This window comes from Bradyrhizobium sp. USDA 3311, from assembly GCF_054062495.1.
In genome coordinates, this window is the sequence record NZ_JBSSFI010000001.1 from 4,548,706 (window position 1) to 4,571,156 (window position 22,451).

Below are 22,451 nucleotides of genomic sequence, written 5' to 3' on the forward strand. Positions count from 1 at the left end.
GGGGGGGCTTGGCAAGCGAACTTGCCGCCTCGTGGCTGCCGGAAGGATTGGTCCTGGCCAAGCCCCTCTACAAGGCCCTCTAGGAGGGCAGGGGCGCGCCGGCAAACGCCTCCCTGAGCCGCCGGGCCAGCTCGGCATTGCGATAGGGCTTGGTCAGGACGATCGATTGCGCGTGCGCGCGGCCCTGCTCGACCAGCGTCTCCAGGGCATAGCCGGAGGAGAACACGACCGGGAGTCCGGGCCGGATGCGCCGGGCCTGGTCGGCGAGCTCCCAGCCGCTCATTCCGCCGGGCATCACGATGTCGGTGAACAGGAGGTCGATGGCCGGGTTGGTGCGAAGCTGCTGCAGGGCCTCCTTGCCGTTGACGGCCGCGACCACGCGATATCCCAGCGCCTCCACGCGCAGCGTGACGGAGGAGCGGACGAACGGATCGTCCTCGGCGACCAGGATCGTTTCGTGCCCCCGGGGCGCAGCCTCCTCGCGCGCCTCGATGTCGGCGAGCGACTGCTCGCCGCCGGCATGCGGCAGGTAGATGCGGACCGTCGTGCCGAGGCCCGGCTCGCTGTAGATCGAGACGTGTCCGCCTGATTGCTTGGCGAAGCCGTAGACCATGCTGAGGCCGAGGCCCGAGCCCTTGCCGACCTCCTTGGTGGTGAAGAACGGCTCGAAGGCGCGCTCGATGACGTCAGGCGTCATGCCCTCGCCGTCATCGGTGATCGAGATCAGGGCGTAGCTGCCGGACTCCACCTCCGGATGCTGGACGCGATAGTGCTCGTCGATCGCGGTGAGCTCGGTGCTGAGGGTGAGATGCCCGCCCGCCGGCATGGCGTCCTGCGCGTTGAGCGCGAGATTGAGCACGGCGGATTCGAGCTGGGCGCGGTCGGCGAAGGCGAGGATGGAGCCGGCGCCGAACGCCGTCGTGATCTCGATGTTTTCGCGCAAGGTGCGCTTGAGCAGCTTGTGCATGGAGGTCAAGAGCTCGCGGCACTCGATCGCGCGGGGTTGCAGCAATTGGCGCCGGCTGAACGCCAGCAGCCGCTGCGTCAGCTCCGCACCGCGTTCGCCCGACTGGCAGATGTCGTCGGCGAAGCGCCTGAGGTCGGGACGGGCCCTGAGCTGCTCGCTGAGAAACTCCGCGTTGCCGATGATGACGGTGAGCAGATTGTTGAAGTCGTGGGCGATGCCGCCGGAGAGCTGGCCGACCGTCTCCATCTTCTGCGCCTGCTGGAGCTGCTGCTCGGTCAGCTTGCGCGTGGTCAGGTCGTGGACGATGCCGACGTAGATCAGCTCGCCGTCCTGCCACGCCTGGCCCACCGACAGATCCATCGGAAAGGTCGATCCGTCCTTGCGCACACCGGCGGCTTCCCCGGTTGCGATGCGCAGCGTATGACCCGTGGATGAGGGCCTCTCCTCATTGGACATTAGCATACCGATGTCGAGATTCATGACCTCGTCGGCGCGATAGCCGAACAACCGTTCGCAGGCGGGATTGAACAGGAGAATGCGGGCTTGCGCGTCGAACAGGATGACGCCGTCGACCGCGGTCTCGACGACGGCGGTGAGGCGTGTCATGCTCTCGCGCAGCGCGCGCTGGGCTTCACGAACCTGGCCGAGGAGCTGGGCCGCATCCCGGTTCTTGCTCTCCTCCTCCTCGAGCGCGGCCTGGACCTGCCGGAGCTCGAACGGCGAGGGGATGGTCAGGATCTTCGGCAGAAGCGGCCAGAGCGCTCCCGCGGTGATGACCGACGCCACGGCGGTGAGCGCCTTGACGATGCCCTCGACGCCGTAGACGGGCACCCAGAGCGTGTAGATTGACAGCACATGCGTCAGGCCGCACGCCATGATGAAGACGGCGAACGCCCAGAAGACCCACCCGAATTCGAGGTCGCGCCGCTTGGTGACGAGGATCGCGAGTGCAAACGGGATCGAGAAATACGCAAGCGCAATGCAGGCATCCGAAACGACATGCAGCCATATCAGCTCGGGCTCCCAGAGCAGGCAGATGCCGTGCGGGGAGAGCATCGAGGAGTCGAGGATACGTTCGAGGTAGGCCAACATGTGATTGCTTCCCGAGAGGATTGCGGCCGGGGCCGGCCCGCAACATGGCATCGCTGGACGAATCCGCCAATAAACGTCTCACTCGCCGGGATGGGCGCCAAGGCCGGGCTATGCCGAAGGCATATTTTCGCGGGATGTGCACACTCGCGGGACGACAAGGCGGCCGGGCCTTTATCCGGCTGATTCGCCGGGGCCGGACCGGCATAGGTTAGCTCGTCGCGGCGCCCGCGGCCGGCCCGGCTTGCTGGCGCATCCGCGGCACGCTAGGACAGGCATGGCGGTGTCCCTCTCAAACCAATGTATCCGGCGATGACGACGCCCGTGGCTCTCACCATTGCAGGTTCCGATTCAAGCGGCGGCGCCGGCATCCAGGCGGATCTGAAGACCTTCGCGGCGCTCGGCGTCTACGGCGCCTCCGCGATCACGGCGCTGACGGCGCAGAACACGCGCGGCGTCACCGGCATTCATGCGGTGCCGGCTGATTTCGTCACCGCGCAGATCGATGCGGTGTTCTCCGATCTCGACGTCGGCGCGGTGAAGATCGGCATGGTGGCCCAGGCCGCCAGCATCGATGCGATCGCAGCCGCGCTGGCGCACTGGAAGCCGCGCCATGTGGTGCTCGATCCCGTGATGGTCGCGACATCGGGCGACCGCCTGCTGGCGTCCGAAGCCGTGGAAGCCCTGCGCATGCGACTGATGCCGCTGGCCTCGGTGATCACGCCGAACCTGCCGGAGGCGGCAGCTCTCCTCGGCGAGCCCGCCGCGGCCAGCGAGGCCGGGATCGAAGGCCAGGGGCGCCGGCTGCTGGCGCTCGGCTGCCGTGCGGTCCTGATCAAGGGCGGACACGGCGAGGGCGCCGAGAGCATCGACTATCTCGTCACGTCCGAAAGCACGATCGCGCTCGCCGCGCCCCGCGTCGCGACCAAAAACACCCATGGCACCGGCTGTTCGCTGTCCTCCGCCGTGGCAGCGGGTCTCGCCAAGGGCGAGACTCTCGAGCAGGCGGTGCGCAACGCCAAGGCCTGGATCAGCGCCGCGATTGCCGCTGCCGACCGCTTCGGCGTCGGCCACGGCCACGGGCCGATCCATCATTTTCACAAATTTTACTGACGCCGGCTTCGAGCTGCGCGCCGGCCCCGGCCGTTAACCAACAAGGCGACGGGGACCGGGCTTTTGCGGACAGCCATGGCCGCTTCGTGTCGCCTGATTGTCGCATGCGACTGATATTCGCGGGGAGGGCGAGGCGAGGTTTGATTCGTATCTGAGGGTGCCTCAAAGGTTCAATCGGTCATCCCCCTGTCACGGGATATTGTTACAGGCTGTCGCATGGGAAGCTACGATGTGAGTGACGAAAGCCCTGAAAGGCGCTTTCGCACCTTGTTCATCTCCGACGTTCATCTCGGAGCCCGCGGTTCACAAGCCGACCTTCTGTTGGACTTCCTGCGCTACCATGACGCCGAGACGATCTATCTCGTCGGCGACATCGTCGACGGCTGGGCGCTGAAATCGAGCTGGCACTGGCCGCAATCGCATAACGACCTCGTGCAGAAGCTTTTGCGCAAGGCGCGCAAGGGTGTCAAGGTGATCTACATCCCCGGCAATCACGACGAGTTCCTGCGCAACTATTACGGTACGCATTTCGGCGGCATCGACGTGGTCGAGAACACCGTCCACACCGGCGTGGACGGCAAGCGCTATCTCGTCATCCACGGCGACATCTTCGACCTCGTGGTGCAGAACGCGCGCTGGCTCGCCCATCTCGGCGACAAGGCCTACGACTTCGCGATCCAGATGAATCGCTTCGTCAACTTCTTCCGGCGCATGTTCAAGGTGCCCTATTGGTCGCTGTCGCAATGGGCCAAGCAGAAGGTCAAGAACGCCGTCAACTATATCGGCGCGTTCGAGCAGGCGCTTGCCGCCGAAGCGCGCCGTCACGACGCCGACGGCGTGATCTGCGGCCACATCCACTATGCCGTGATCCGCGACGAGGCCGGCATCCGCTACATGAACTGCGGCGACTGGGTGGAGAGCTGCACCGCGCTGGTCGAGCACGACGACGGCCATTTCGAGATCATCACCTGGGCGGATCAGGCGCAAAAGCCGGCGGCCGTCCCGCAGGTCGCAGCAAGGGCCGCTTGATGCGCATCCTGGTCGCGACCGACGCCTGGCACCCGCAAGTCAACGGTGTGGTTCGGACGCTAACCAAGCTTGCTGACGCCGCCAAAGGGCTTAACGTTGAAGGTCTTAGCGTTGAAGGTCTTGGCGTCGAGTTCAATTTCCTGACGCCGCAATCGTTCCGCACCTTCGCGATGCCGAGCTATCGCGACGTGCGGCTCGCGATGCCGCGTCCGGCGCGGATCGCCAAGCTGATCGCGGAAGCCCGTCCCGACAGCATCCATATCGCGACCGAAGGGCCGATCGGCCTGATGGTCCGCCGCTATTGCCGCCAGCGCAAGCTGCCGTTCACGACCAGCTTCCACACCCGCTTCCCTGAATATGTCCGCGCCCGTGTGCCGGTTCCGGAATCCCTGATCTGGCGGGCGCTGCGTCGCTTCCATGCGCCCAGCCGCGCCGTGATGGCGGCGACCCCGGCGCTCGCCCGCGAGCTGACCGAGCGCGGCTTTGCCAATGTCGTGCTGTGGCCGCGCGGCGTCGACACGCATCTGTTCCATCCCCGCGCGATCGATCTCTGCCTGCCGACCCCGGTGTTCCTCTCGGTCGGCCGCGTCGCGGTGGAGAAGAATCTCGAGGCGTTCCTCGACCTCGAGCTGCCGGGCACCAAGGTGGTCGTCGGCGACGGCCCGGCGCGGGCTTCGCTCGAAGAGGCCTATCCCGACGCGATCTTCCTCGGCGAGAAGCACGGCGAGGCGCTGGCGGACATCTACGCGGCCGCCGACGTCTTCGTGTTCCCCAGCAAGACCGACACGTTCGGCCTGGTCCTGCTCGAGGCGCTGGCAAGCGGGCTGCCGGTCGCGGCCTTCCCGGTGAAGGGCCCCCGCGACGTGATCGGCGATGCGCCGGTCGGGGCCCTCGATCACGATCTGCGCAATGCCTGCTTCACCGCGCTCGGCATCTCCCGGCAGGATTGCGTCGAATTCGCTGCCAATTACACTTGGGAAGCCTCGGCGAGGGCCTTTATCGACAGCATAAAGGCGGTCGGCGCGGTGCTGCCCGGCCGGAACGGCGCGGAACAGCCACGCTTCGTCGCCTGAAGAAGAAAAATCCTCGCGGGGAGGTGTCTTGCCCGTCGCTCAATGGGCGCGATAAGGTTGAGTATGACCGAACAGCCCCTTCCGATCGGCCCCGCCGATATCGATGCCGCAGCACGCGTGATCGCGCCCTTCGCCATCCGCACCCCGCTGTTGTCCTTTCCCGTGCTCAACGAGCGCGTCGGCGCAAAAGTGTTCCTGAAGCCGGAGATGCTCCAGCGCACCGGCTCCTTCAAGTTCCGTGGCGCCTTCAACAAGGTCGCCTCGATCCCGCAGGACAAGCGCGCCGGCGGCGTCGTGGCCTTCTCCTCCGGCAACCATGCCCAGGGCGTGGCGGCCGCGGCCAAGATCCTCGACATGCAGGCGACCATCGTGATGCCCGCGGACGCGCCGCTGTCCAAGCGCGAGCGCACCAAATCCTACGGCGCCGAGGTCGTGCTGTACGACCGCGATCGCGACGACCGCGAGGCGATCTCGCGCGGCATCGCCGAGAAGCGCGGCGCGACGCTGGTCAGGCCGTATGACGATCCCTTCGTGATCGCTGGCCAAGGCACCGCCGGCCGGGAGATCGCGGACGACATGGCAACGCTGGGCCTTAGCCCCGACATCGTGGTGGCACCGGCCTCCGGCGGCGGCCTGATCGCCGGCGTCGCGACCGCGATCAAGGCGCGATATCCGCTGGCGCAGGTCGTGGTTGCCGAGCCGGAGGCGTTCGACGATCACGGCCTTTCGCTGACCGCCGGCCATCGCGAGCCGCATGGGCCGGCGGGCCGCACCATCTGCGACGCGCTGATGGCGCTGATCCCCGGCGAGATGACATTTGCGATCAACAGCAAGCTGCTCGCGCGCGGCGTCACCGCATCGGACAAGGAAGTCGGTGCGGCGGTGGCGTTCGCCTATCGCGAGCTGAAGCTGGTGGTGGAGCCGGGAGGGGCCGTCGGCCTTGCCGCGCTGCTCGCGGGGCGTCTCGACGTCGCCGGCAAGAACGTCGTCATCGTCCTCTCCGGCGGCAATGTCGATGCCGATCTGTTCGCCGAGCTCGTGGCCTGATTCTTCTCGCCTTATTTCCTGACATGCGTAGGGGCGGAGCATCACTGCTCCGCCCCTTTGTCGTCTGCGCTTCTTGCCGCGATCAGTGCATGAAGCCGCGGAGATTGTTGCCGCCGCTCGTGGCGGGCGCCTGGTTCATCGACTGCCGGAAGTTGTTGCCGCCGTTGTTGACCATGCGGTTGGTCGTATTGAACTGCGGGCGGTTGTTCTGCTGGGTGTTCTGGACCTGCACCTTGTTCACCGGGCTGTTGTTGAGATTCACGCCGTTGTTGATGCGGATCGGGTTGTTCTGAGTCTGAATATTGACCGGCTTGGTCTCGAACGTTGAACCGCCCTTACCGACATTCACCGGCATGCTCACGATCTTGCCGGGGGTGCCGGTGCCATTGCCGGCGTTCGGCGTGTTGTTGGTCGCGGGCAGCGTCACGATCTTGCCGATGCCGCCATTGTTGTTGGTGGTGTTGGTCGGCGCTGGCAGGGTGACGATCTTGCCCGGGGGCTGCGACGGCGTGCCGTTCGGCTGGTTGTTGCCGGCCGGCAGGTTGACGATCTGGCCGCCATTGCCGAGCTTGCCGATGACGTTGCCGTCCACGGGCTTCTGCACGACCGGCAGATTTCCGTTGATCTGACCACCGCCATTGCCCTGCTGCAGCGGCATGTATTTGGGCTGGCCGAGATTGCCGATCTTGAAGGTCGGCGCAATGTTCTGCGGGGCCATGAACTTCGTCGCCTGCATCAGCGGGATCAGCTTCGGCTGCGCGGCGAGCTTCAGCGCGGACACGGCGTAGGGGCTGTTGCCATAGCTGTCGTAGAAGGTCTGGTAGCCGAGCGGCGAGTTCGCGAGCACCGCCTTGTGCCAGGCCTGCGTGAGCAGGAGGTTGTTGAGCAGCCAGCGGATGTGATCGCACAGCGGGTCGTGCGGGTACATCTGGATGAACTCCTGATAGTACTCCGGCCGTCCCTCTGACACGACGTAGTCATAGGCCTGGCGCGTCGAGCGGCTCGGCAGGTTGGAGGCCATCTGCACGACGGGCGCATTCACGGGGGCGCGGCTGGCTGCGACGGCGGTGTCGCCGAAGAAGGTGAAGTCCGACGTCAGCGAAGAGCTCTCCCACGGGATCTGCGCACCGCTCGTGGTCTGGTTCACTGCGAGGCGCACGCGCTTGAACAGCTGCTCGATCGGCACGTTGGGCTCGCGCGCGACGTTCAGGAAGGCCTGGGTGTAGGGGCTGTGGCCGCCGGTGCCGTCGAGTGCCTCGGCGCCCGGCGCGGTCGAGTAACCCACGATCGAGCCGTTCGGCGCATCGACGATTGCCAAGCCGCGGCCGGCATCGTTCACGGAGGGGAAGGGGTTGTTGCGGCAGGCATCGAGGATGACGATGCGCATGCGGCTCGGGATCGTCTCCAGCGTCGACATCACGTCGACCAGACGCACCGAATTGTTGACGAGCTCGGTCGGGCTCGAGACCCTGGCGTCGACGGGAACGAGATAGTTCTCGCCGGCGAGCTGCACGCCGTGACCGGCGTAATAGACCATCGCCACCGTGTTCGGACCGCGCGCGGAGACTTTGGCGGAAAAGTCCTGCACCACGCGGAGCATGTCGTTCTGCGTGAGGTCGGTCGCGGCGACCACCTCGAAGCCGGCCGAATTCAGGAACTTCGCCATCGACTCGGCGTCGTTGTCGGGGTTTTGGAGCTGCGGCGCGTTCTGGTAGTTCGAATTGCCGATCACCAGCGCCACCCGCTGCTCAGGGCCTTGCAGCGCGGTGGGGGCCGGCTCGACCGGGGCGACTTGCGCGGAAACAGGCCCGCAGGCAAAGCCGAGCAGGCTTCCCAGGAGGCCTGCAGTCATCAGGAAAGGCTTTAGGCGGAACATGGCGTGCTCCTCTGGCACTGATCTCGATGCGAGATTGGTTGCGAGGAAGCCTGGCCGCGTTCGAGCCCGGGGTCCGTGATCCCTGTCACCATGGGTGGCAGCGTGATCTGAATCACGCTTGGAACCTGCTATGGTGAATGGCCGGTTTCGCCGGCGAAAGACAAGCCTTCAGGGGAAATGCCGTCACATGCTGAAATCGATCGATCCGATCCTGACGCCCGACCTGCTCTGGCTCCTGGCCTCGATGGGCCATGGCGACGACCTCGTTTTCGTCGACGCCAATCATCCGGCAACGCGTATCGCCGCTGCGACATCCTCGCTGCGCCTGATCCAGCTGCCGGGCATGCGCATGGAGACCGCCGCCCGCGCCATCATGTCGGTCTATCCGCTCGACGATTTCGATCCTGATCCGGTGCGCGTGATGATGCCGGTGGACGATCCCGATCGCGTGCCCGACGTGCAGCGCGCGGTGCTCGCGGAAATCGAGCGCGCCGCCGGCCGCACTGTCGCTCCCGGCAAGCTGGCGCGTCCAGATTTCTATCGCGCGGCGGCGGCGGGCTTTGGCGTCGTGCAGGTCGGGGACAGCAGGGGCTATGGATGCTTCCTGATCCGCAAGGGCGTGATCGGTTAGCGGACGCCTTGCGTTCGATCAACAGATCGCCGCTCCTCACGCAGGGTGTGACGCAATTCCCGTCTGCGATTTCCTGCGCATGGCTGCAAACAGTTCTGCACTCGAATTTGAATGGTCATCTCGCAACCGGCTGTCTATGGTCAATCCATGTCGCGCCTTATGTGTCTATTCATTGCTGTCATCCTGTCTCTGCTGCCGGCCGTCGCGCCCGCCGAGCCCGCTCAAAAGCGCCCCAAGCCGGTCTGGCACGGCTACGGCTTCCTGCCGGGCTATCGCCAGCCGCTGAGCAACAGCATTCCGCTCTATAAGCAGAAGGACGCGATGCGCCGCCTTGCGCGCAACGACCGGCGCCACTGGTACATCGATCCGGTTCCCCAGTATTATCGCTGGGATGGCGAGTGGCATTATTTCGGCCGCCCCGGCTTCGGCGGCGGCCGCTACAATGGCGGCAGCTTTGGCCCGTGCTGGACGCGGACACCGATCGGCGCGGTGTGGAATTGCGGGTGATGCTGATCGTCACCATTGCGAGCGTCCATCTATCACCGTCACCCTGAGGTGCTCGCCTCTTCGGCGAGCCTCGAAGGGCGACGGCCCGGCTGCATCGGGGCCGTTCATCCTTCGAGGCTCGGCTTGCCATGCTTCGCATCGCAAGGCTCGCACCGCAGGATGACGGGGCCAACGGCGCCTCCATTGCGAGTGGAGCGAAGCAATCCATACTGTGGCCGCGGAAAGACTCTGGATTGCTTCGCTGCGCTCGCAATGACGATGTTGAGAGAGTGTGCGCCCGCCTTACGAGAAGAACGCGATCTTCTCGGCCTGGGTCATGCGGCGGATCGGCGCGAGCGGGTCGTTGGCGGCCGCGCGGGGTTTTTGCAGGATGCCGCTGGCGAGGATGGTGGCGCCAAGCGAGGACTCGGACAAGGACGCCGACAAGGGCGAGGGCATCGGCAGCGGCGCGGTCGGCGCGGCTGCGAATGAGGCCGTGGCCGCCATGGCCGGGGCGGGTTGCTCCATCACTTCGGCGGCGGCTTCCGCGATGGCATTGGTGAGGCGCGCCAGCGATTCCATCGCGATCGGCGCTTCTTCTGCGTGCGCCTCCACGATCGGCGCGGCGGCGGGTTCCGGCGCGGCCGGCTCCCGAAGCACGGCAGCAACGGGCGCGGCGACCTCCGCGATCATCGGCTCGGGGATGGCCGCTGCCATCTCGACCGGCTCGATGATCTCGTCGAAATCAGGATCGGGCGCGGCCATCTCCAGCGCGATGGCCGCGAGCACGGCTTCGTCCTCGGCTTCCGCGGCGGCGTCGAGTGAAAACTCGTCGGTAACTTCCGCGAACGCGACGGGCTCTTCGAAAGCGGCGTCTTCCGGGGCGGCATCTTCGAGCGCGATCGGGCTTTCGGCTGCAATCTCCGGCTCGACGGCGGCATCCATTGCCTGCTCGGCAATTGCGAACGCTTCAGCGTCGCCGGCCGTCTCAGCGGCGGCTTCGGGCTCGGCAGCCACCGTGATGTCCTGCGACGGCTCCTCAAAAGCCACGGCGGTTTCGCTCGCCATCGCGGCGGGCGCGGCCTTGAGAGGCGAAGCTTCTGCGACGGACGGCGGTGCTTCCTGCACCGGAGCTGCCGGGGAACGCACTGCCGTCGCCTGCGGCGTTGCGTCGCCGTCGGCATCGAGCTGCTCGACCCGATCCCTCAGCAGATCGAATGCGGCCTTGAGCTCGGTGCGGGGATCGAGGGTCGAAACCTGTCCGCAGGCGGCCTCGATCGAGGCGAGCTGCGAATCAATGAGGTCGCAGATTCGCCCGTCGGCGCCGATCTCGCGCCAGCGCCAGGAGATCTCCTTGATGATGCGCACGCCGCGCGGGATCGGGGCAAGGCTCGCCTCGATCGCCGCGGAGTCGAACGCTGCGATCGCGATCGTCTCGGCCTCGCGGACAGCGCGGCGGATCTCGACCAGCGCCTCGGGCAGGCGGTCCTCGACGACGGGTTGTCGCTGTGCCGCAAGGGTTTCTTCGATTTTGGCGACCGCATCGAGCACCATGCTGGTGTCGGCATTGCGGTTGCGCTTGGCATATTCGCCGAGGAACCAGCGGCCGCGCGCGGTCTCCATGAAGGCTTCGCGGATCGCGTCGTAATCCTGCTCGTTCGGCTCGGCCGCGCGGGCAGACATGGGCGAGAGGGCGAATGCTTCGTTGGCCATGACAATCTCGTCGCGCAAATCACCGCGCGTTACTGTAACGATCACCACGATATCGACCGAATCGCAATTGGTTTGATGGCAGGCGAATCACAAATCCCCACGCAAGCCGCCGTGAAGCGGCGATTCGCCGTGAGCCTTGCCCTGTTCTACTCGGCCTTCTTCGCGGTCCTGGGCACGCATATGCCCTTCTTCCCGGTTTGGCTGAAGGCGATCGGTATCGACGCGGCCTGGATCGGCCTCATCAACGCGCTGCCGGCGATCACGCGCTTCACCACGCTGCCGCAGGTCGCGGCCTTCGCCGAAAAGCGACATGCCATTCGCGCCGGCATCATGGTGTCGGTGCTGGCGACCGCGATCGGATTTGCGGCCGTCGGCCTGCAGCAGCAGCCGCTGGCGCTGTTCCTGATCTACGCGCTGACCTGCATGATGTGGACGCCGACGATGCCGCTGACCGACGCCTATGCGCTGCGCGGTGTCGCCCGTTACGGACTCGATTACGGACCCTTGCGGTTGTGGGGCTCGGCGGCGTTCGCCGCCGGCTCGCTCGCCTGCGGCTATCTCGTCGACAGCATCGCGGCGCGCGACCTGATCTGGGTGATCGTCGTGTGGGCCGTCGTTGCGGTTCTCGCCAGCCTGCGGCTTCAGCCGCTCGACGATCTCGGGCGGAGGACGACGGAGACGCATGCCGGCAAGGCGCTGCTGCACGATGCCGGCTTCTGGGCCGTGATCGCCTCGGCGGCGCTGATCCAGAGCAGCCATATCGCCTTTTACACGTTCTCGGCCATCACCTGGCAGCTCCATGGTCACGGCGGGCTGACGATCGCGGGGCTGTGGACGCTGGGTGTGATCGCCGAGATCGTCGTGTTCGCACTGTCGCCGCGCTTCTCGCTGCATCCGTCCTCGCTGATGGCGATCGGGGGACTGAGCGCCGTGGTGCGCTGGATCGTCACCGCCAGCGAGCCGTCGCTGGCGCTGCTCGCGATCGTGCAGCTCGGCCACGGCCTCTCCTTTGGCATGACCATGGTCGGCACCATGAATCTGCTGGTGCAGCGCGTGCCCTCGCATCAGATCGCGCGGGGGCAGGGCTACTATGCCGCCTGCAACGGGTTGCTGGGCGCAACCACCTCGATCGCGTCAGGCGCGATCTACGCCCGCATCGGCGATGGCCTGTATTACGTGATGGCCGCGATGGCCGCGGCCGGCGCGCTCGTGATCTGGTCGGCGCGACACCGGCTCAAGGCTCATCCCCACAGCGAGGGGGAGGGCGGATAGACCAGGCTGTCGTCATAGCGCAGGCCGTGATCGCGGTCGCGCGCCAGCAGCAGCGGGCCGTCGAGATCGACGAAGCGCGCCTGCGGCGTCACCAGCATCGCGGGGGCCATCGACAGCGAGGTTGCGACCATGCAGCCGATCATGATCTCGAAGCCGAGCGACTGCGCCGCATCCGCCATCGCAAGCGCCTCGGTGAGGCCGCCAGTCTTGTCGAGCTTGATGTTCACGGCGTCGTAGCGCTCGCGCAGGGGGGCGAGGGAGCTGCGGTCGTGCACGCTCTCGTCGGCGCAGACCACGAGCGGCCGCTTGATCCGCGCCAGCGCGTCGTCCTTGCCGGCCGGCAGCGGCTGCTCGACCAGGGTGACGCCGACGGCGTCGCAAACGGCGAGATTGTGCTCCAGATTGGCCTCGGTCCAGGACTCGTTGGCATCCACGATCAGCTCGGACTCTGGGGCGGCCTTGCGCACCGCTGCGATGCGGGCGTCGTCGCCGTCGCCGCCGAGCTTGATCTTGAGCAGCGGCCGGTGCGCCGCTTTCGCGGTCGCCGCGGCCATGGCCTCGGGTGTGCCCAGCGAGATCGTGTAGGCGGTGGTGCGCTCGCCCGGGATCGGGCGGTCCAGCAGGCTCCAGGCCCGCAGGCCCGCCGCCTTGGCCTCGAGGTCGATCAGGGCACAATCCAGCGCGTTGCGGGCGGCGCCCGGCGGCATGGCGGCTTGCAGCGCCTGCCGGGTGATACCGCCTGCCACGGCTGCCTGCATGGCCTGGACGGCGGCCAGGGTTGCCTCGGGGGTCTCGCCATAGCGGGGATAGGGCACGCATTCGCCGCGGCCGGTGAGGCCGTTCTGGCTCACTTCGGCCACAACAGTCACGGCCTCGGTCTTGGCGCCCCGGCTGATGGTGAAACTGCCGGCGATGGGAAAGCGCTCGATTCGCGCCCGAAGTGCCGGAACTTTGCTGGAAGTCATTTTGAACTCTGGCGAAATCTGAACCTGCTAGTTACCTCTAGCAACTAACATTAACCAGTTGGGGATACCTTCTCCGGGTAAGGGCGCGTGCGCAACTATCTGATTTCCTCCGCCCCGGCACGGGAGCGGACATCTTGAGCAGCGATCCGAAGCTGGAACGGATTGCGAAGGGCAATGCGCTGGCACTCTGCGCCACCGGAACCTGGACCGCGAGCTTCGCGCCGGTCCTGGAGCGGATGGTGGCGGATGCCGAGAAGTTGGCCGGCAGCCCCCAGAGCATCTTCATCGACGTCTCCGAGGTCGCCAAGCTCGACACCTTCGGTGCGTGGTTGATCGAGCGGCTGCGCCGCAGCCTGACCCAGGGCACCGTCGAGGCGCAGATCGCGGGTCTCTCCGCCAATTATTCGAGCCTCGTCGACGAGGTCCGGCGGGTCAGGGCGACGCCGGTGGTCGACGCCGGCACGATCACCATCACCGGCATGCTGGAGCAGATCGGCCGGGCCGTGGCGGGGGTCGCCGGGACGGTTGCGGGCCTGATCGACATGCTCGGCGCGGTGCTCGCGGCGGGCGGCCGCGTGCTGATCCATCCGCGCTCGTTCCGCCTGACCTCGACCGTGCATCACATGGAGCAGGTCTGCTGGCGCGCGGTGCCGATCATCGTGCTGATCACCTTCCTGATCGGCTGCATCATCGCCCAGCAGGGCATCTTCCATTTCCGCAGGTTCGGCGCCGACATCTTCGTCGTCGACATGCTCGGCGTGCTGGTGCTGCGCGAGATCGGCGTGCTCCTGGTCGCCATCATGGTCGCGGGCCGCTCGGGCAGCGCCTACACCGCCGAGCTCGGCTCGATGAAGATGCGCGAGGAGATCGACGCGCTGCGCACCATGGGCTTCGACCCGATCGAGGTGCTGGTGCTGCCGCGCATGCTGGCCCTGGTGCTGGCGCTGCCGATCCTCGCCTTCCTCGGCGCCATGGCCGCGCTCTATGGTGGCGGGCTCGTCGCCTGGCTCTATGGCGGCGTCGATCCCGAAGCCTTCCTGCTTCGGCTGCGCGATGCCATCTCGATCGACCATTTCATCGTCGGCATCGTCAAGGCGCCGGTCATGGCCGCCGTGATCGGCATCGTCGCCTGCGTCGAAGGGCTCGCCGTGCAGGGCAGCGCGGAATCGCTGGGACAGCACACCACCGCGTCGGTGGTGAAGGGCATCTTCTTCGTCATCGTCATGGACGGCGTCTTCGCCATCTTCTTCGCCTCGATCGGGATGTGACGATGGCCCAGGAAACCCAAAACGGGATCCAAAATCCCATCATCCGCGTCCGCGACATCACCGTGCAGTTCGGCGCGACGCGCGTGCTCGACGGCCTCAACCTCGACGTCAAGCGCGGTGAGATCCTCGGCTTCGTCGGCCCATCGGGCGCGGGCAAGTCGGTGCTGACGCGCACCATCATCGGCCTCGTGCCGAAGGTGGCAGGCTCCATCGAGGTATTCGGCGTCGACCTCGATTCCTCCAACACCTCGCAGCGCCGCAACGTCGAGCGGCGCTGGGGCGTGCTGTTCCAGCAGGGCGCGCTGTTCTCCTCGCTCACCGTGCGGCAGAACATCCAGTTCCCGATGCGCGAATACTTGCGCGTCTCGCAGCGGCTGATGGACGAGATCACCATGGCCAAGCTGACCATGGTGGGCCTGAAGCCCGAGGTCGCCGAGCGCTTCCCGTCGGAGCTCTCGGGCGGCATGATCAAGCGTGTGGCGCTCGCACGCGCGCTTTCGCTCGATCCGGACCTCGTTTTCCTCGACGAGCCGACCTCGGGCCTCGACCCGATCGGCGCCGGCGACTTCGACGAGCTGGTCAGGACGCTCCAGCGCACTTTGGGGCTGACCGTTTTCATGGTAACGCACGACCTCGACAGCCTTTACACCGCTTGCGACCGCATCGCCGTTTTAGGGAACGGTAAGATCATTGCGGCAGGGTCGATCGCCGACATGCAGGCCTCGCAGCATCCCTGGCTGAGGCAATATTTCCATGGCAAGCGCGCCCGCGCGGTCATGGGCTGAGTGGTAGCCGGAGTACCTGATGGAAACGCGGGCGAATTACGTATTGATCGGATCGTTCACGCTGGCAGTGATTGCCGCGGCGATCGGCTTCGTGCTGTGGTTCCAGTCGCTGCACACCACCAAGCAGCGCAGTCCCCTGCGCGTGGTGTTCGAAGGCCCGGCGGCGGGCCTGCGCAACGGCGGCAGTGTCAATTTCAACGGTATCCGGGTGGGTGAAGTGGTCTCGGTGAAGCTCGACAACCCGCGGCGGGTTGTCGCACTCGCCATGGTCGAGAACAACGCCCCGATCCGCAAGGACACCCTGGTCGGCCTCGAATTCCAGGGCCTGACGGGCGTCGCCGCAATCTCGCTCAAGGGCGGCGAGGAGGCTGCGCCCCCGCCGCCGCTCGACGAGGACGGCATCCCGACGCTGACGGCCGATCCCAACAAGCTCCAGGACGTCACCGAGGCGATCCGCGGCACGCTCCAGAACATCAACAAGATCGTCGCCGACAATCAGGAATCGGTGAAGAACTCGCTGAAGAACCTCGAGACATTCACCAACTCGCTCGCGCGCAACTCCGAGAAGATCGACGGCGTGATGGCCAAGGTCGACGGCGTGATGCTCAAGGCCGACAACCTCATGCTCGGCCTCAACACGCTCGCCGGCGGCAAGGACGGCGGCGAGCTGTTCCAGGCGGTGAAGTCGATCCGCGAACTCGCCGACGATTTCGACAAGCGCTCCGGATTGCTGATCTCGGACGGCCGCCGCACCCTCGGCGACATCAGCCGCGCCGTGAACAATTTCGACCGCAACCCGACCCGCGTGCTGTTCGGCGCCAGCAACAGCGCGCCGGCAGCCGCCCCACCGCCAGCCGAGCCGCCGAAGCCGGCGGCGAGCGAGCGCAAGCGGCAGTAGCGGTCCCTCCGTCCATCATTCGTCTCACGCGCGACACGCATCGGCGTCGCGCGATGACCGCGGCGTGCGCGCCGCTCAGGACGGCGAGAGTCCGGTGACGATACGAAAGTATGGGGGTCTGGCCGAGCCAAGGTAGGGGGCGGGGCCAGCGGCGATGTCAGCTATATCGCGCTCAAGTCGCGCGCCAAGGACGCGCGTCGTTTCACTCACAGGGGAGGAGAGCGCGTGGTACGCCTATTGCTGTTGTTGCCGTTCGTCGGCCTGATGATCGTGCCGTTCTACAATATCCGGGAGCCCCAGCTGTTCGGCTTCCCGTTCTTCTACTGGTACCAGCTCGCCTGGGTGCCGCTGACCTCGCTGCTCACCTACATCGTCTACAGGAGCGTGCGTCGTGCTGACTAATGTCGATAGCGCGGCGTTCGCCGTTTTCCTCGCACTGTTCGTCCTCGTCACCGGCATGGGCTTCGTCGCAGCGCGCTGGCGCAAGCCGGAGACGCTCGCCCATCTCGACGAGTGGGGCCTCGGCGGCCGCAAGTTCGGGACCTGGATCACCTGGTTCCTGGTCGGCGGCGACTTCTACACCGCCTACACGGTGATCGCCGTTCCGGCTCTGGTCTATGCGGTCGGCGCCTACGGCTTTTTCGCGCTTCCCTACACCATCATCGTCTATCCCTTCGTATTCGCGGTGATGCCGGTGTTGTGGAAGGTCGCCAGGGAGCGCGGCTACGTCACCGCAGGCGACGTGGTTCGCGGTGCTTACGGCTCGCGCGGGCTCGAGCTCGCCGTTGCGGCGACGGGCGTGCTTGCGACGATGCCTTACATCGCACTCCAGCTCATCGGCATGGAGGTGGCGATCAAGGCGCTGGGGCTGAGCGGCGAGGTGCCGCTCGTCCTCGCCTTCCTGGTGCTGGCGCTCTACACCTATTCGTCGGGCCTGCGCGCGCCGGCGCTGATCGCCTTCGTCAAGGACATCATGATCTACATCGTGGTGATCGCCGCGATCGCGATCGTGCCGTCGAAGCTCGGCGGCTACGGCGCGATCTTCACCGCGGCGGATGCGGCATTCGCCGCCAAGGGCTCGGGCGGCATCCTGCTGTCACCGGCACAGGTCGTGCCCTACGCCTCGCTGGCGCTCGGCTCGGCGCTCGCCGCCTTCATGTACCCGCACACGCTGACCGGCATCTTTGCCTCGTCCGGCGGCAACACCATTCGCAAGAATGCGATGCTGCTGCCGGCCTATACGCTGCTGCTCGGCCTGCTTGCGTTGCTGGGTTACATGGGACATGCGGCGGGACTGAAGCTCGCGAGCAACAACGACGTCGTGCCCGCGCTGTTCAAGACGCTGTTTCCGAGCTGGTTCGCGGGCTTTGCCTTCGCCGCCATCGCCATCGGCGCGCTGGTGCCGGCGGCCGTGATGAGCATCGGCGCGGCCAACCTGTTCACCCGCAACTTCTGGAAGGTGTGGATCGATCCGAAGGTGACGCCGGCAGGCGAGGCGAAGGTCGCCAAGATCACTTCCATGCTGGTGAAGGTCGGCGCGCTGCTCGCCATCCTCTTGATGCCGACGCAGTTCGCGCTCGACCTGCAGCTGCTCGGAGGCCTCTGGATCCTGCAGACGCTGCCGGCGCTGGTGTTCGGCCTCTATCTGAATTGGTTCTCGAGCACCGCGCTCCTGGCCGGCTGGGCCGTCGGCCTCGCAGGTGGATCGTGGCTGGCCTGGTCGGACGGGTTGAAGCCGCTGCACGGCATTGACCTCGGGGCTGGCCCGGTTGCGATCTACACCGGTCTGTTGGCGCTCGCCCTCAACATCGTGGTTGCCGTCGTGGTCAACCTGGTGCTCAAGCGCATGCCGCAGGAGCGGCTGTCCCGCGAGGCAGCCTGAGGTTGGCCTCACCGGCGGCCGGAGATCTCCGGCCGCCAATCCCTCCGGCATGAATAGCCTTCCATGCGATTGAAAACGCTCTAGTATCCGCCCCGGCGCTCCGGCCGCTCGTCGGGGGCGGATCGGATGGTCTCGGGTGAGGATGTCTTGCAGGCGTGGTTCGTTCTTGCGGTCGCTGCCGGCTATGTGACCACGCTGTTCCTGGTGGCCTGGTGGGGCGATCGGCGGAGCGCAGGTGGGCCGCTGGTCTCGCCAAATTCCTGGGCGGCCGCGATCAGCTATTGCCTGACGCTTGCGGTCTACAACACCTCCTGGAGCTTCTACGGATCGGTCGGGCGTGCCGCCACCAGCGGACTGGACTTCGCCACGATCTACATCGGCCCGACCCTGGTGCTGTTGTTCGGCCAGACGCTCCTGTCCAAGGTCATCGCGATCGCGAAGGCGCAGAACGTCACCTCCGTTTCGGACTTCATCGCCGCGCGCTACGGCAAGAGCCAGGTACTCGCGGCCTTCGTGACGCTCGCATCGCTGCTTGGCGTGCTTCCCTATATCGCGCTTCAGCTCAAGGCCGTCGGCAAGAGCTTCGATTATCTGATCCTCCAGCCGGAGCGGGCGGGCGGCGAGGCGCTGCGGTTCTGGCAGGACTCCGCATTCGGCGTCGCCGCCTCGATGGCGCTGTTCGCGATCGTGTTCGGCGTCCGGCATGTCCACGCCAGCGAGCATCATCGCGGGCTGATGCTCGCGATCGCGTTCGAGAGCGTCGTCAAGCTGATCGCGTTCCTGATTGTCGCGCTGTTCGTGCTGTTCGGGCTGTCCGGCGGGCCGGGCGCCCTGCTGTCGCAGTTTCAATCGGATCCGCAACTGACGGGAATCCTGAGCTTCGACCCGATGCAGCCGGTCTGGCCTTCGACGATCATCATCTCGGCTATCGCCTTCCTCTGCCTGCCGCAGGCATTTCACGTGGCCGTGGTCGAGAACGAGGCGCCGGCGCATACGCGCACCGCGGCGTGGCTCTACCCGGCCTATCTTGCGCTGTTCAGCCTGCTGATCCTGCCCATCGCTGCGGCGGGGCTCGCCAGGTTCGGCGCCATGATGGACCCCGACACCTACGTCATCTCGCTGCCGATCGCGGCGGACGCGAGCACCGTCAGCCTGATCGCCTTCCTGGGCGGTCTGTCGGCCGCCACCGGCATGGTGATCATGACATCCGTCGCGCTCAGCACCATGCTCTGCAACGATGTCATCATGCCGCTGCTGCTGCGCTCGCGGTTCTTCGGCCTGCGTGCGCAGAGCCGGCCGATGACCTCCGTGCTGGTGGCGGTGCGCCGGCTCTCGATCCTCGGCATCCTGCTGCTCGCCTATCTGACGCACCGCCTGGTCAACCAGGCCTATCCGTTGACCGTGATCGGTCTGTTGTCGTTCGTCGCCGTCGCACAGTTCGGACCGGCATTCGTCGGTGGCTTGTACTGGCCGCGCGCCAACAAGGTCGGCGCGTCGGTCGGGATCGCGGCCGGATTCTGCATCTGGGCCTATACGCTGCTGCTTCCCTCGGCCGCGCCGCTCTGGCCCGCGGTCGGGGAGATCGTTCGCCTGGGCCCATGGCAGCTCGCCTGGCTCAAGCCAAACGCGCTGTTCGGTATCGACGGGCTCGATCCGATCTCGCATGCGACGCTGTGGAGCCTTGCGGCCAACCTCGTCTGTTTTCTGGCATTCTCGACGCTCGGACGGCAATCGACCGTCGAGCGCAACCAGGCCGCCGCATTCGCCGACGGCGTCGTTCGCGAGATGGTCCCGAAGCTGTCCTCGCGCGTGGTGGTTCGCCTCGACGATCTCCGCGCGCTGACGCTGCGTTTTGTCGGCGTGGAGCGGGGCTCGGCGGCTTTCGACGGCTATCTCGCCTCCCGCACGACCGGTACCGGGCCGCGTCTCGACCCATCGGGTCTCGTCGATCTCGACTCGATCCGATTCACGGAGAACCTTCTCGCCGGCGCAATCGGCGCGGCGTCGGCGCGCGTGGTGATCGCAGCTTCGCTGGAAGGGCACTCGCTGTCGCGGCGGGAGGCGATGGCGATGTTGGACGAGGCCTCCGAGGCGTTGCGCTTCAACCGCACGCTTTTGCAGAGCACGCTCGAAAGCGTACCGCAGGGCATCTGCGCGTTCGATGCCGATTTCAACATCACGGCCTGGAACGGCCGCTTCATCGCGCTGTTGGACCTGCCTCCGGACTTCGTGCGTGTCGGCCTCCCGCTGGCGGACCTGATCGCCTTCAACGTCGAGCGCGGCGAATATGCCGCATCCGAATTCGCCGCACTCCTGGTCAATCGTGACGTCGCCACGCAGAGCTGGCCCTATCTGTACGAGCGCAAGCGGCCGGATGGCACCGTGCTCGAGATCGTCTACGATCGCATCGCGGAGGGCGGCTACGTATCGACCTATACCGACGTAACCGAGCGTCACCGCGCGGCGGAAGCACTGCGGCGGGCCAATGAGGATCTCGAGCTGCGTGTCCGTGAGCGGACCGAGGCGCTCGAGCGGGCCAAGGCGGAGGCCGAGCAGGCCAATCTCGGCAAGACCCGCTTCCTGGCGGCGGCCAGCCACGATCTGCTGCAACCGCTGAACGCGGCGCGGTTGTTCCTGTCCGCGCTCGACGAGAGTCTGCACATCTCCGCATCATCGGGCGGAGTCGACAAGGAGCGCAACCTGGCGAGCAGCGCGATCACGGCGCTACGCTCGACCGAACATGTGCTCGACAGGCTGCTCGACATCTCCTCCTATGATGCCGGCGCCGTTCGTGCCGAGCCGTTCGAATTCCCGATCGCGGATCTGCTCGTGCAGCTGAAGGTGGAGTTCTCGGCGATGGCGCGGGAGCGCGGGCTTGTCCTGCGCGTCGTCGATTGCGGGCTCGCGGTGCGCAGCGACCCGCATCTGTTGCGGCGGATCCTCCAGAACCTGCTGTCGAACGCGCTGCGCTATACGCCCAAGGGCCGTATCCTGCTCGGCTGCCGGCGGCGCGGCGGCGACCTGCGCATCGAAGTGTGGGACACCGGCGTCGGGATCGCGGCGGAGGATCAGAAGCGGATCTTCGAGGAGTTTCAGCGTCTCGCGCCCGGACCGGAGAAGGGCCTGGGCCTCGGCCTTGCGATCGTGGATCGTGTCTCGCGGCTGCTGGGCCACGCCGTCGACGTCCGATCGCGGCCGGGACGCGGTTCCGGCTTTGCCGTCACGGTGCCGCTGGCGCGCGGCGCGGGGACATCGCTTCAGCGCAAGCCGGCAAGCCCGGCGCCCGCGGCCGCCGAGCGCGCGATGACGATCCTGTGCCTCGACAATGATGTGACCATTCTCGATGGCCTGACGGCACTGCTCGGCGGATGGGGGCACCATGTGCTGGTCGCCGCGGACGCTGACGGAGCGATGCTCGCTGCCGCGGCCAGTCCGCCGGATATCGTGCTGCTCGATTATCACCTCGATGGCGGCCGCAGCGGCTTGGACTTTCTCGATGATCTCAGGCAGAAGTCGGGTCGCGACGTCCGCGCGCTGGTCGTCACCGCCGATCGCAGTGAGGCGGTGCGCAAGGAGGCCGGGGCACGCGGCTGCGCGATCCTGTCGAAGCCGGTCAAACCGGCGGCGCTGCGGCGCTTCCTCGGCGGCGAAGCCCTGAGCCGGCAGTTCGGAGCGAAACAGAGGACATCCCCGGCGTGACCATGCGCATCCTCATCGGTGACGATCACCCGCTGGTACAGGCCGCTTTGCGCAGCGCGCTTTCGACCGTGCTGCCGGATCTCGACATCGTCGCCTGCCAGTCGCTCGACGAGGCGCTGAGCGTGCTGTCATCCCAGTCCGACGAGATCGACCTGATCCTGTGGGACCTGACGATGCCGGGCATTCAGGGATTTGCCGCGCTGTTCATCTTGTCGGCGCAGTTCCCGACGGTGCCGGTCGCGATCATCTCGGCGCGGCAGGATGCCGCCACGATCCGCCGCGCCATTGCCTATGGCGCGTCCGGCTATATCCCGAAATCGCTCAGCCTGCCGGAGATGGCCGACGCGATCACAAAAATCCTCGCCGGTGAAATCTGGATGCCGCCCAATGTCGGGGGACGGGGCTCGATCCAGAGCGCCGATGTCGAGCTGGCCGCGCGCATGGCCACGCTGTCGGCGCAGCAGCTCCGCATTCTCGCGATGATCGTCGAGGGCAAGCTCAACAAGCAGATCGCGGGCGAGCTCGACATTGCCGAGCAGACGGTGAAGGGCCATGTCTCGACCATCCTGCGCAAGCTCGGCGTCGGCTCACGCACGCAGGCCGCCGTCCTGGCCGAGCGGCTGTCGTTCGGCCAGCCCGGCGGCAATTGAGCCCAGGA

The 22,451-nt window shown here is 66.4% G+C and carries 18 protein-coding genes; 14 read left to right on the forward strand and 4 right to left on the reverse strand.

Translation table 11 applies throughout. The features are described from left to right. Positions 1-79: 79 nt before the first annotated feature. Complete coding sequence (locus tag ACVWW6_RS21530) at positions 80-2,059, reverse strand: hybrid sensor histidine kinase/response regulator (protein ID WP_244651813.1); 1,980 nt, start codon at positions 2,057-2,059, stop codon at positions 80-82. A gap of 309 nt (positions 2,060-2,368) precedes the next feature. Between ACVWW6_RS21530 and thiD the strand changes: the two genes are divergently transcribed. The 4 genes from thiD to ACVWW6_RS21550 all read left to right on the forward strand — a co-directional run bounded on the left by thiD (position 2,369) and on the right by ACVWW6_RS21550 (position 6,318). Beyond that, a complete protein-coding gene (gene thiD / locus ACVWW6_RS21535) occupies positions 2,369-3,169 on the forward strand; it encodes a bifunctional hydroxymethylpyrimidine kinase/phosphomethylpyrimidine kinase (protein WP_011088646.1) in 801 nt (266 codons plus the stop codon). Between the two features lie 216 nt (positions 3,170-3,385). After that, entirely contained in the window at positions 3,386-4,198 is an 813-nt protein-coding gene (locus ACVWW6_RS21540; protein WP_456681368.1) for a UDP-2,3-diacylglucosamine diphosphatase, read from the forward strand. Further along, a complete protein-coding gene (locus ACVWW6_RS21545; RefSeq protein WP_456681369.1) occupies positions 4,198-5,271 on the forward strand; it encodes a glycosyltransferase family 4 protein in 1,074 nt (357 codons plus the stop codon). The genes ACVWW6_RS21540 and ACVWW6_RS21545 overlap by 1 nt, the downstream gene beginning before the upstream one ends. Before the next feature lie 63 nt (positions 5,272-5,334). Then, positions 5,335-6,318 carry a threonine/serine dehydratase gene (locus ACVWW6_RS21550; protein ID WP_097532231.1) on the forward strand — a complete coding sequence of 328 codons (984 nt, stop codon included), beginning with the start codon at positions 5,335-5,337 and terminating at the stop codon, positions 6,316-6,318. An 82-nt stretch (positions 6,319-6,400) separates the two neighbouring features. Here ACVWW6_RS21550 and ACVWW6_RS21555 read toward each other — a convergent pair whose 3' ends face one another. Further along, positions 6,401-8,194, reverse strand: a complete 1,794-nt coding sequence (locus ACVWW6_RS21555) for a caspase family protein (RefSeq protein WP_456681370.1) — start codon at positions 8,192-8,194, stop codon at positions 6,401-6,403. Between the two features lie 187 nt (positions 8,195-8,381). Between ACVWW6_RS21555 and ACVWW6_RS21560 the strand changes: the two genes are divergently transcribed. After that, complete coding sequence (locus tag ACVWW6_RS21560) at positions 8,382-8,825, forward strand: RbsD/FucU family protein (protein ID WP_060908228.1); 444 nt, start codon at positions 8,382-8,384, stop codon at positions 8,823-8,825. Between the two features lie 147 nt (positions 8,826-8,972). After that, complete coding sequence (locus ACVWW6_RS21565; protein WP_456681371.1) at positions 8,973-9,332, forward strand: hypothetical protein; 360 nt, start codon at positions 8,973-8,975, stop codon at positions 9,330-9,332. A gap of 282 nt (positions 9,333-9,614) precedes the next feature. Here ACVWW6_RS21565 and ACVWW6_RS21570 read toward each other — a convergent pair whose 3' ends face one another. Beyond that, positions 9,615-11,024, reverse strand: a complete 1,410-nt coding sequence (locus tag ACVWW6_RS21570; RefSeq protein WP_456681372.1) for a hypothetical protein — start codon at positions 11,022-11,024, stop codon at positions 9,615-9,617. Positions 11,025-11,099: 75 nt separating this feature from the next. On the opposite strand from ACVWW6_RS21570, the gene ACVWW6_RS21575 reads away from it, so the two are divergent. Next, positions 11,100-12,296 (forward strand): MFS transporter, encoded by a 1,197-nt coding sequence (locus ACVWW6_RS21575; RefSeq protein WP_456681373.1) that lies wholly within the window; start codon positions 11,100-11,102, stop codon positions 12,294-12,296. Here ACVWW6_RS21575 and dgcA read toward each other — a convergent pair. Then, positions 12,266-13,261: an N-acetyl-D-Glu racemase DgcA gene (gene dgcA / locus ACVWW6_RS21580; RefSeq protein ID WP_161534305.1), complete on the reverse strand. Its 996-nt coding sequence runs from the start codon at positions 13,259-13,261 to the stop codon at positions 12,266-12,268. The genes ACVWW6_RS21575 and dgcA overlap by 31 nt on opposite strands. A gap of 134 nt (positions 13,262-13,395) precedes the next feature. On the opposite strand from dgcA, the gene ACVWW6_RS21585 reads away from it, so the two are divergent. The 7 genes from ACVWW6_RS21585 to ACVWW6_RS21615 all read left to right on the forward strand — a co-directional run bounded on the left by ACVWW6_RS21585 (position 13,396) and on the right by ACVWW6_RS21615 (position 22,443). Further along, positions 13,396-14,529 carry an MlaE family ABC transporter permease gene (locus ACVWW6_RS21585; RefSeq protein WP_060908225.1) on the forward strand — a complete coding sequence of 378 codons (1,134 nt, stop codon included), beginning with the start codon at positions 13,396-13,398 and terminating at the stop codon, positions 14,527-14,529. A 2-nt stretch (positions 14,530-14,531) separates the two neighbouring features. Further along, complete coding sequence (locus ACVWW6_RS21590; RefSeq protein ID WP_028173242.1) at positions 14,532-15,314, forward strand: ABC transporter ATP-binding protein; 783 nt, start codon at positions 14,532-14,534, stop codon at positions 15,312-15,314. Positions 15,315-15,333: 19 nt separating this feature from the next. Beyond that, entirely contained in the window at positions 15,334-16,212 is an 879-nt protein-coding gene (locus ACVWW6_RS21595; RefSeq protein ID WP_182868907.1) for an MlaD family protein, read from the forward strand. 225 nt (positions 16,213-16,437) lie between these two features. Then, positions 16,438-16,614, forward strand: a complete 177-nt coding sequence (locus tag ACVWW6_RS21600) for a DUF3311 domain-containing protein (RefSeq protein WP_011088632.1) — start codon at positions 16,438-16,440, stop codon at positions 16,612-16,614. After that, the gene (gene mctP, locus ACVWW6_RS21605; RefSeq protein ID WP_456681374.1) at positions 16,604-18,094 is read left to right on the forward strand and encodes a monocarboxylate uptake permease MctP; all 1,491 of its coding nucleotides are present in this window, start codon (positions 16,604-16,606) and stop codon (positions 18,092-18,094) included. The genes ACVWW6_RS21600 and mctP overlap by 11 nt, the downstream gene beginning before the upstream one ends. A 126-nt stretch (positions 18,095-18,220) precedes the next feature. After that, positions 18,221-21,793 carry a hybrid sensor histidine kinase/response regulator gene (locus ACVWW6_RS21610; RefSeq protein ID WP_456681375.1) on the forward strand — a complete coding sequence of 1,191 codons (3,573 nt, stop codon included), beginning with the start codon at positions 18,221-18,223 and terminating at the stop codon, positions 21,791-21,793. Continuing rightward, positions 21,790-22,443 (forward strand): response regulator transcription factor, encoded by a 654-nt coding sequence (locus ACVWW6_RS21615; RefSeq protein WP_011088629.1) that lies wholly within the window; start codon positions 21,790-21,792, stop codon positions 22,441-22,443. The genes ACVWW6_RS21610 and ACVWW6_RS21615 overlap by 4 nt, the downstream gene beginning before the upstream one ends. Positions 22,444-22,451: the final 8 nt, after the last annotated feature.